Source organism: Psychrobacter sp. FME13 (assembly GCF_014861395.1).
Taxonomy (GTDB): Bacteria; Pseudomonadota; Gammaproteobacteria; order Pseudomonadales; family Moraxellaceae; genus Psychrobacter.
Map to the genome: position 1 here is coordinate 1 of NZ_RRYV01000117.1, position 9,708 is coordinate 9,708.

The following is a 9,708-nucleotide window of genomic DNA, read 5'->3' on the forward strand; positions in this document are numbered from 1 at the left end:
AACTACTATAACACCATTATTCTATCATTAAATTAATCAACACATTATTAAAACATAGCCATTATTAATTGTTTATTAGCCTGAGAAAGGATTCTTATGAAAACCAAATATAATGCATTAACTATCTGGATAACGGGGGCTTCTAATGGTCTTGGTGAAGCACTAGCCATTGCCTTTGCCAAACGTGGGGCAACAATTATTCTGAGCGGGCGTGATGAAGCAAAGCTACAGGCTGTTAAAAAACGCTGTAAACAAAGCAAGAAACACCTCATCGTAGCTTTTGACATTAGCGATGCCAATCAAACAAACGAAGCCTATAAGTCTGCTCAGCAACAAGCAGGAAAAATTGACTGGCTTATTAACAATGCTGGTATCAGTCAACGCTCGCTTATCATGGACACAACTGAAGACGTCGAACGCAAAATCATGGAGATAGATTATTTTGCGCAAACCCGTCTGACCAGATTGCTATTACCAGATATGCTCGAACAAGGCGGTGGTAAAGTGGTGATGGTATCAAGTGTAGCAGGGTTGTTAGGTACACAATATCGCGGTGCTTATGGTGCAGCCAAAGCCGCGCTTCATATGTGGGCAAACAGTCTACGCGCTGAACTGTATGAACAAGGAATAGAGGTCGCGACAATATTCCCAGGGTTTATTCAAACCAATGTCTCTATAAATGCTTTGACTGGCGACGGCAGCACGCAAGGCACGATGGATGAAGCAACCAGTAACGGACTGACCACGGCTGCATTTGCCAAGCAAGTCGTAAAAGCACTGACTAAAGATGAAGAATATATCATCGTGGCCGGTACTAAAGAGAAACTGGCGACCAGAGTCAATCGATTATCACCGCCCAAGCTTTATAAACTCATCCGTGAGTCAGAAGTGACATAAAAAAGCGATAAAGACAGTTTTTACAAAATCTCCAAATATAGCCCCGTGGTATTAGCTACGAGTATCTAGGACGTATCTTTCGCTTATTCGATAGTCATCTAACTGATGATAAAAATGAAGACACACCCTAGCATGATGAGTACAAGTACTTTTTACGCTCAAAGCGATTGGCGTTATTGGTGGCAAGAGGTGTAAAATAAGCACCTTATTCAAAGCATCACTCACCTTCCTGCTATAGCAAAAAGCTTATGAAAACGACCATAATTTCTAACAAAATGATTCACACAGGCTATGGCGCCATTGCTCTCGCTGGTGTGCTTAGTCTCACTGCTTGCCAGCAAAAAACGCTAGATTACGATTATCTGGCTGGTGAGACCATGGGTACTAGCTATCATATCAGTTATCAGCTGCCTGCTGATGTCGATGAAGCGGCTATACAAGCATCGATTGATAAGCGCCTAAAGCAAATCAATGACAGTATGTCTACCTATCAAACAGACTCGACCATTTCTAAATTTAATCAGTTGGGTAAAGACACGCCTACCCCTATCGATGCAGATTTCAGCCGTGTGCTTGATGTCTCACGTATAGTCTATCAGCAGTCTAACGGTGCATTTGACCCAACCGTCATGCCCTTAGTAGAAACATGGGGCTTTGGTAGCACTATGACAGTGGATCGCTTACAAAGTCCGCCAACTGCCGTAGAGATTGCTCAAGCAAAAGCATTGGTAGATTTTGATAGTATTATAAAAAAAGACCAAACCGTCTATAAGACCAAAGATAGTATCGGGCTTGATTTTTCAGCCGTTGCCAAAGGCTATGGCGTCGATGTGATCGCTGACGTATTGAGAGACGATTACAAAATTCGTAACTATATGGTAGAGATCGGTGGAGAGATTTCGACAGCTGGTGTTAATAATCAACAGCAGCCATGGCAAATTGCAATTGATGCGCCAATTCAAGGCAGTACCGTCAGCGAACGTCAGACGATATCAGTGATTCGCCAGCCTATAAATACTAATAATAAAATGCATTTAGCCACATCTGGCAACTATCGCAATTCGGTGATATTTGATGGCAAGCGCTATAGCCACACGATTGACCCATCTACTGGAAAGCCTATCGCTGGTGGCGCACCTTCAGTGACTGTTGCTGCAGATTCCGTGGCACTAGCCGATGCATGGGCGACGGCCTTGACGGCAATGCCATATCATAAAGCACTAGAGCTTGCTAAAGCACAAAACCTAGCAGCCATGTTTGTCGTCTTAACCGATGAGGCAAAAACGAGTCATACTGATGACAGTATCGACGATTGGCACGTGGTAGAAACACCTGCGATGCAAGCGTTACGCGCTGATAAAAAGCTTTAGACTTTATATCTAATAATGAACGAACACCATAGGTATAAACGAGTGAAACAAAAATTTGTTATACTGCTATCTAGAGTGTGCAATTAATTAGCACATTGATGCAATTTATGGCTTTAAAATGGCTAAATTTTAATGCTCATAATCTAATTGGTGATACGCCCTAGATACTACTTATTTTATTAAGTATGTAAATAATCTTTAAATATATAGATAATATTTAAGATGTATCGTTATCATAAAGATAACTACCCTATTTTTGAGAACTGAGGTGCTCACTATGCTTAGCCAATTGCTTCCCATGCTCGCTATTACCTTTGCTGTATTCGTCCTGTTTTTTGTCTTTATGGGCATCGGTTATATGGTAAAAAAGAAACCACTTAAAGGGTCTTGTGGTGGTGTTGCTAAACTGATGGGTAACGAAAAATGCTCATACTGCGGTGATGATCCCAATAAGTGCGATTCTATCGTCGCTGAACAACAAGAAAACGCGCTTAAAGCGGCTCAGTTAGGCAAGTCAGTATAAACTCAATGTAAAATTGTCTAACCTAGAATGACAATGATTAGGTATCAAAATTTTACTGTGTATTGCCTAAAAAATAGCCACTGCCAGTACTATATTAAAATGTTACACACTCTAGTATTTGCCTGATATCTGTTCTTATAATAGTGCCACGTCCTTTGAAATAGGCTGGCACTATTTTTATTGTGTTATGCTTTATAGTATGACTCAGATCGCAATACACTTTTCAAAGTTACCACTCTTATATTATATCTACCCTGCTTAATAAGATGGCAAGCTCGTATCTCTTACGTTCTATAAATACTTTCTAATTTACGATTTTAGTTTACGATATCAGCCACTTTTGGTGTGCGTTTTCTTCGGTGTCATTTGCAAGCAATGATTCTTCAGTGCTGTTAAATGACGTGTTTTTTCTTATTCTAATAATAATCGTGCTGCTATGCCTACCTCTTCTAACTCAAAAATTAATTTGCCATCACAGCCTCATTCTGACAATGCCTCGCCATTGAAGCCACCCTCTTCACGCTTTATTTTTTGGCTTGTGTTATGTGCCATGGTTCTACTTGCCAGCAACATGCGAGCGCCTATCGTGGCGCTAGGCTCTATTGCACCAGTGGTAAAAGACGCACTCCATATCTCAGAGACACAAATTGGCTGGCTGGGTGCGGTACCCATGCTATCTTTTGCTATTGGCGCACTCGTCTCACCAATGATTGGCAAGCGGTTTGGGCTAGAAAATACGCTTATTATAGTGATTGCGCTATTGACCACAGGGATGATTATTCGTAGTGTTGTGCCAACTTGGCATTGGTTTTTGGCAGGTACGTTATTATTGACACTGGCTATCGGTTTTGCCAATACGTTAGCAGCACCAGTTATTAAGCAGCGTACCCCGCAACATATCCCGCTGATTACTGGTGCGTTAAGTCTCACGATGACTATATCAGCAGGTATCGTCGCAGGTGTAATATTACCGTTATCTGAGCAGGCAGGTTGGCAGTGGGCACTTGGTGGCTGGGCCATATTGGGCATCCTCGCCCTCGTACTGTGGGGGTTTTTACGGGTGCGTTTGGGATCATCTAACCATCAAGCAGCACTCCTACCAACGTCAAGCGCTTCCGACATATCAATATGGCGTATGCCGTTTTCTTGGCAGATCGCGGTACTGATGGGTTTGCAGTCTTTATTGTTTTATACCGTGGCCAGCTTCTTACCTTCCATTTGGGCCAGTAAAGGGTTGTCAGCGGTACAGGCGGGCCAAATGGGCTCCGTATTTCAGTTTATGGCACCGTTATCTATTTTGAGCTTAACGTGGCTCGTCAACCGTGGTCGCCCTATTCAAGCGTTAACAGTGGTTGCCGCTGTGCTAAATGTCATTGGCATATTGGGTGTCAGTTACCTCTCAACTGACTTAGCATGGTTATGGTCAGGCATGATGGGCATGGGCTGTGCGGCAATCTTTACCCTATGTATGATGTTGTTCTCTATGCGCACCTATACGACCAATCAAGCGAGTGAGCTGTCAGGTATGGCGCAAGCAGTCGGTTATGTCCTTGCGTTTTTTGGACCATTAGGTACTGGCTGGTTACATGAAGTGACGGGGAATTGGGATTTACCACTGCTGCTTATTTTGATATTGATGGTGGTTAATGTTGGCATCGCTTGGCTAGTCAGTCGTCCTGTTATGGTCGATGGTAAAAAGTTTTAATACTTACGATTAGATAAAGTAACCTTAGGATAATATTGATATTCTTCTTATTTTGCTACACTGTTTAAATTACATATAAGACAGAATAATTATTATGAATCTACCTTCTCGTTTTTCTCGACATCTGCCAGCAATGGCAACGCTAACCATAGCGTTAGTCATCGCTGGTTGCCAAAACAGCTCCGAGCCAACTGACGCTACCGATGCGCAAAATACCAGCTCGCAAAGCACTGATGTACAAAGTGCTGATTCAAACAACACGGGTTCACAAAGCCCTGATTCAGAAAACACTGAGGCGTCAACCGCCAATGCTCAAACCAATAACAATCAAGTAGCGGCTGAGTCTACAGACGGACAACAGATCACCTCGCCACTGACGATATTAGCGCTTGGTGACTCACTGACTGAAGGACTAGGAGTCGATGGTGACGCCAACTACCCTGCGCAGTTAGAAGCCAGCCTAAAAGAGCTCGGCTATACCAATGCCAAGGTCATCAACTCAGGCTTGAGTGGTGAAACTAGCACTGGCTTGGTCAATCGTCTAGACTGGGTGGCGCAAACCGAACCTGATATTACTATCCTGACGATTGGTGCCAATGATGCCATGCGTGGCCTAGATGTAGCGACCATTGAGGAGAACATCCGTACTGCGGTTAAGCGTCTGCAAGACAATGGCAGTGAAGTAATCTTGGGTGGCATGTCGATCTATGACAATCTAGGTAATGACTATGTTTCCGCGTTTTCAGACATCTACCCTCGTGTGGCAGAGGACATGGATGTGCCTCTTATTCCTTTCTTTTTGGAAGGTGTGGGCGGTGATCCTGATCTTAATCAAGCAGATGCCATTCACCCGACCAAAGATGGCTACACGATTATCGTCAATGACAATATCCTACCTATCTTAAAGCCTGAGCTTAAAAAGCTGCAAGCCAGCAACACCGCTGATAAAACAGCGTCAACAACTACTAACGCGCCAACTGAGACCACGCAATGACCTCATCACGTTTAGCTGATACAGCGCCGCCTAACACAACAGAAAAAGCCTTATTGACCGCCACGCATTTAAACAAAACCGTACAAGTCGGTGAACAAACACTATCCATCATTAAAGATGTGAACGTTTATATCAATGCAGGCGAGTTTGTGGTCATCATGGGCAAGTCTGGCTCTGGTAAGTCGACCTTATTAGGATTACTAGCAGCACTCGACTACCCTGATAGTGGGACTGTCGAGCTGGCAGGTCAGATGCTCAGTAGCCTTGATGAAGATGCACTAGCGGCTATCCGTCAGCGTGACATGGGCTTTGTATTTCAGTCATTTCACCTATTACCAACCTTGACGGTAGCTGAAAACATCGCCTTTCCACTAGATATTGCGAGGCAGCCAAACCCTGCACGAGTCGATGAATTAATCGAAGCCGTTGGCCTCGGTCACAGACGAGACAGTTTACCCAACCAATTATCTGGCGGTGAGCAGCAACGTACTGCTGTCGCCCGCGCACTGGTGTCGCACCCCAAAATCGTATTCGCTGATGAACCTACGGGCAACTTGGATGAGCAAAACGCCGACCAAGTGATGCAGCTATTGTTGGATTTACGACAAAAAGTTGGCTCGGCATTGGTGGTCGTGACCCATGACCCTGCACTGGCTGAGATGGCAGACCGCGTCATTACGATGCATGATGGACAGGTTGAGAGCTAAATAAGAATTTGTGCTTCATTCTTAAATAAGGTCAGTGCGATGAAATCTCTCGAAATAGAAAGGTTGGCAAAAAACCTAATTGCTGGCAATTTCACTTTTGAAACCGAAGACTATAGCCAAGCCATTAATAAGTTGGTTTCGATTTATAAACTAGATAACGCGCTTTGCTATCTAAAACAGATGGCTAGCTCAGACGATTATTCCATTACTTTTGCACTCTCCTTTATATTAGAGCATTACTCAAAACCTTTTATCAATGCGAACAAAGACGAGGTAAGTCAGCTTACTTTACAAGCAATAAGAAAGGGATATTGTAGAGCGAACTACTCTCTGCTATATCCCTTAGTTTACTTTATGGAACATGATGAAGAATATCTTTGTTTTTTGGAGTTACTACACAATCAGCAAAATACACTACAGAATGATGTATTAAGACATCTATATTACTTTGATACTCATAAATACGAGAAACTGAACCGCCTCAGTAAAACTTTAGACTTTTCTTTGTTTTATAGCTTACCGCACGAAATAGATAGCCAATGGTTTGAGCAGCAAGTAAAAGGTAAATCTCTTCTTTATCGAAAAGTAGTAGCTAGTGCAGTATATAAGAAAGTTAAAGATAAAAAATTCGTTCATTCGTTAACTGACATGACAGATGCAGAGTTGTTCGACTTTATTTATATTTGGTTACCTGATGACACCTCTAAAACGTCTTAACACTTCTATCGATTAAGTAAAAAACTTATGACTAAAGCCACAATCACGAAAAACGAGACTGCTATCAATAATAAAACTGCTAATGCTAAAAGTAGCAATCCTTTCAGCGCTCGTACGTTAGGCGCGCAGGCTTTGTCTCGCAGTTGGTGGCGACGCTGGGTATATCCCCTGCTGTTTTTGCTCACATTGATGCTATCGCTTGCCACTTATCTGACCTTGGACTCTATCCAACAGTCAGTAAACACCTATGTCAATGACAATCAGCTGGCACTCGTCGGTGGTGACTTAATACTAGAGAGTAAGCAAGACTGGCCTGAGGAAGTCTTGGCGCAAGTCCAGACATTGCCTGATAGCCAAACGGTTTATGATTATCAGTTCAATGCTATGTTGGTCGCAGCCGACCAGACCCTATTGGCGCGTATCAAAGGCGTGAGCGACGCTTATCCTCTATACGGTAACGTCGAGCTGGCGTCGGGCAAGCCATTATCCGAGCAGCTGAGTACCGATAGCGTGGTCGTCGCGCCGGAAGTGCTGAGAAGTCTCAACGTCGATATCGGTGACAGCATCACTATTGGTGAGGGAAAATTCACCATTAGTGATGAGTTGATTAGAGAACCGGATCGCCCGCTGACCGCCTTTGGCTTCGGTGGTCGCGTCATGATGCAGCAAGACGCATTAGAATCGACCAACCTCATGGGGCAGCGCAGCCGAGTCAGTTACCAAATCGAGATGGCAGGCACGCCAGAAGTTATTGCCACTCAGCGTGAGCAGCTGACACAGATGCTGGTGAATTATCCTGAGATTGAGCTGTCTGACCCTACCTCAGAGGAGACTTCTGTCTCACGTATCTCTGACAATGTCCTGATGTTCTTGAAATTGCTAGTCATCGCCGTTCTATTATTATCTGCGGTTGCCATGTATGGGGTAATCACTGCGTTTGTGACCAAGCAGCAATCCAACGATGCCATACGTATGGCGCTGGGTGAGACCAATCGTTCGATTAAGCGTAGCTATTACTGGTTACTATTAATCATGTCTGTCTTGGCCTGCATCGCTGCCGTATCGCTCAGCCTTGTGCTACTCAAAATTGGCCAACCGTATCTGACAGCTATTTTACCGTCAGATTTGGGATTGGCCATTAATCCTATTAGTATCTTCAAAACCATCGTCATAGCCCTTGTCATGACGCTACTGATTACCCAGCGTAGCCTGCGCGCACTTGATGGTACAAAGCCTGCGGTATTGCTAAATCAAGCGTCTGATCAATCATCAAAACGTTTGCCTTGGCAGCAGCGGATACCATTCTTACGCTATGGTTTATTATTCATCGGACTGTATGCCTTCCTTGCTTACGAAGTGCAATCTTTAGCGTTAGGCGCACAGATACTGGTCGGATTGATTGTCTTCATTGCGATATTTTGGGCATTGGCTCGTGGTTGGCTTTGGTTGCTGGCGCGCATCGCCACTGGTAAAAAAATCAGCTGGATGCAGCGTATTGCCATTCATAATCTAGCGCGTAAAGGCAATCAGTCAGCGCTATTCTTTGTGACATTGTCATTATCCGTTGCAGTATTGACCCTTATCACGTCGATTAACCATAGTATCAATGAGCAGTTTATCAACGCCTATCCTGAGGACGCGCCGAATCTATTCTTATTGGATGTGCAGACCGAGCAGCACGATAAAATCGACAGTATTATCAAAGAGCCTGTCACTTATTATCCAGTGATTCGCGCACGTATCGGTACGGCTAATGGCGTGGAGCCCAAAGATATCGACGCGCCTGAAGGCGAAGATGACCCTACTCGGGTGTTCAATTTAAGTTATTCCGATAGCATCATGGACACAGAGTTCATTACTGAGTCATTGACTGACGATGCGCTTTATACTCCCATTGAAAATCAGGATGCGAGTGCCTCTGCGATTTCACAGGTGCAGCCATTATCTATTTTGGACACGGCAGCCGAGATGCTAAACGTCGGCATGGGCGATCAGATCAGCTTTAATATTCAAGGTATCGAGTTGGTTGGCGAGATTACCAGTATTCGCTCGCGTTTCGAGCGTGGCCCTAGTCCGTTTTTCTACTTCTTATTTGAGCCTGAGATACTGGCTAGCGCACCGCAAATCCAATTTGCGACAGCGCATGTCTCTGCTGATGATATCCCTGAGTTGCAAGGTAATCTAGTACGCGAGTTCCCCGCTGTGACCAGTATCGACGGTACGATTATCGCGGAGCAAGTCCAAGGGTTGGTCGCGCAGATGAGCCGCTTGGTATATATCTTTACCTTGCTTGCCTTGCTTACGGGCATCATGGTGCTCATCAGCTCGCTACTCTCTACGTCACAAGATCGTATGAAAGAGAGTGCGTCGTTTAGACTACTGGGTATGCAAAAGCGTGACTTGTATATGCTCAATATCTTAGAGCTGGGTGTGCTTGGGATTAGTGCGGCGACATTTGCGGTGATTATCGCTACTGGTGGTGCTTGGCTAGCGGTCACTCAATGGTTTAATCTGCGCTTTAGTGTGCCGTGGGCAAACTTAGGACTTGGCGGTATTGCGTTAGTTGCCTTGCTGTTTGCCATTGCCACTATTTATGTGAAATTGGTGATTGGACGCGGGATTATGGCGCGAGTACGGGCGATGGTTTAACGCTTGTAGCTAATCCCGCTTTTGCTTCTACCTTGGCTGGCACAGGGGGAATCGCTAAGGTTAGATGCATTCCTGACTCAGCGATAGCGTCGAGACCATCCCGAATTCTGTGTAACTGCCGTTTAGATTAAATGCTTGCTGATACG

8 protein-coding genes are annotated in these 9,708 nt (G+C 44.4%); all 8 read left to right on the forward strand.

Annotated features, from left to right (window positions below; genetic code table 11):
- Positions 1-96 precede the first annotated feature (96 nt).
- The 8 genes from EI164_RS12015 to EI164_RS12050 all read left to right on the forward strand — a co-directional run bounded on the left by EI164_RS12015 (position 97) and on the right by EI164_RS12050 (position 9,562).
- Positions 97-897 (forward strand): SDR family NAD(P)-dependent oxidoreductase, encoded by an 801-nt coding sequence (locus EI164_RS12015; protein ID WP_192520194.1) that lies wholly within the window; start codon positions 97-99, stop codon positions 895-897.
- 248 nt (positions 898-1,145) lie between these two features.
- Positions 1,146-2,267 carry an FAD:protein FMN transferase gene (locus tag EI164_RS12020; protein WP_192520195.1) on the forward strand — a complete coding sequence of 374 codons (1,122 nt, stop codon included), beginning with the start codon at positions 1,146-1,148 and terminating at the stop codon, positions 2,265-2,267.
- Positions 2,268-2,544: 277 nt separating this feature from the next.
- Entirely contained in the window at positions 2,545-2,790 is a 246-nt protein-coding gene (gene nqrM, locus EI164_RS12025; RefSeq protein WP_192520196.1) for a (Na+)-NQR maturation NqrM, read from the forward strand.
- A 436-nt stretch (positions 2,791-3,226) separates the two neighbouring features.
- Complete coding sequence (locus EI164_RS12030; protein ID WP_192520197.1) at positions 3,227-4,495, forward strand: CynX/NimT family MFS transporter; 1,269 nt, start codon at positions 3,227-3,229, stop codon at positions 4,493-4,495.
- A gap of 94 nt (positions 4,496-4,589) precedes the next feature.
- Positions 4,590-5,489, forward strand: a complete 900-nt coding sequence (locus EI164_RS12035; protein ID WP_192520198.1) for an arylesterase — start codon at positions 4,590-4,592, stop codon at positions 5,487-5,489.
- Entirely contained in the window at positions 5,486-6,196 is a 711-nt protein-coding gene (locus tag EI164_RS12040) for an ABC transporter ATP-binding protein (RefSeq protein WP_192520199.1), read from the forward strand. Before EI164_RS12035 ends, EI164_RS12040 begins: the two co-directional genes overlap by 4 nt.
- Before the next feature lie 39 nt (positions 6,197-6,235).
- Entirely contained in the window at positions 6,236-6,913 is a 678-nt protein-coding gene (locus EI164_RS12045) for a hypothetical protein (protein WP_192520200.1), read from the forward strand.
- A gap of 27 nt (positions 6,914-6,940) precedes the next feature.
- A complete protein-coding gene (locus EI164_RS12050; protein ID WP_225739267.1) occupies positions 6,941-9,562 on the forward strand; it encodes an ABC transporter permease in 2,622 nt (873 codons plus the stop codon).
- Positions 9,563-9,708 lie beyond the last annotated feature (146 nt).

Coding starts and splice junctions, on each gene's coding strand:
- EI164_RS12015 (WP_192520194.1), top strand. CDS start 97: ATGAAAACCAAATATAATGCATTAACTATCTGGATAACGGGGGCTTCT.
- EI164_RS12050 (WP_225739267.1), top strand. CDS start 6,941: ATGACTAAAGCCACAATCACGAAAAACGAGACTGCTATCAATAATAAA.
- EI164_RS12040 (WP_192520199.1), top strand. CDS start 5,486: ATGACCTCATCACGTTTAGCTGATACAGCGCCGCCTAACACAACAGAA.
- EI164_RS12045 (WP_192520200.1), top strand. CDS start 6,236: ATGAAATCTCTCGAAATAGAAAGGTTGGCAAAAAACCTAATTGCTGGC.
- EI164_RS12030 (WP_192520197.1), top strand. CDS start 3,227: ATGCCTACCTCTTCTAACTCAAAAATTAATTTGCCATCACAGCCTCAT.
- nqrM (WP_192520196.1), top strand. CDS start 2,545: ATGCTTAGCCAATTGCTTCCCATGCTCGCTATTACCTTTGCTGTATTC.
- EI164_RS12020 (WP_192520195.1), top strand. CDS start 1,146: ATGAAAACGACCATAATTTCTAACAAAATGATTCACACAGGCTATGGC.
- EI164_RS12035 (WP_192520198.1), top strand. CDS start 4,590: ATGAATCTACCTTCTCGTTTTTCTCGACATCTGCCAGCAATGGCAACG.